Consider the following 520-nt stretch of genomic DNA (forward strand, 5'->3'; position numbering starts at 1 on the left):
GTCATGAGGATGGTCGTGAGCAGTGGGTGCGCTCACCGAACGCACGTTTCGACGTCGGCCAGCAGGTGGACATACACGGCATCCGTCTGCTGGCGCAGTAAGTCGATTGCGCTGCGTCCGGCTGGCGCGGCGCTCACGCTCTTCTTTCTTCGGGGATCTTCATGAATACGAGTTTTCAGGGCCGCCTGGCGGTCGTCACGGGGGCGAGTTCGGGTATCGGACTGGCAGTGTGTGAGTTGCTGTTGCAACGCGGCGCGCGGGTCATGGCGTTCTCGCGGAGCCTGGGAGGTCTGCCTGCATTGCAGGCGCAGTATCCCGAGCAGCTGCATTGGTGCGCGGGCGATGTCACCGACATCGAGGCTCTGCATGGCCTGGCCGAGCGCGCCGGGCGCCTGGGCCCGATCGACTGCCTGGTACCCAATGCCGGTATTGCCCGCCTGGCCCCAGGTTGCGACATGCAGGCGTTCGAGCAGCAGTGGCAGGTCAACGGTGCCGGCGCGATCAACACCTTCCAGGTGCT

1 protein-coding gene is annotated in these 520 nt (G+C 65.2%); it reads left to right on the plus strand.

Annotated features, from left to right (window positions below; genetic code table 11):
* Positions 1–161: 161 nt before the first annotated feature.
* The coding region (locus J0A65_RS25520; RefSeq protein WP_206597015.1) for an SDR family oxidoreductase at positions 162–520 on the plus strand (359 nt) is incomplete at its 3' end.

It is taken from the genome of Bowmanella yangjiangensis, from assembly GCF_017255015.1.
GTDB classification, from domain to species: domain Bacteria; phylum Pseudomonadota; class Gammaproteobacteria; order Enterobacterales; family Alteromonadaceae; genus Bowmanella; species Bowmanella yangjiangensis.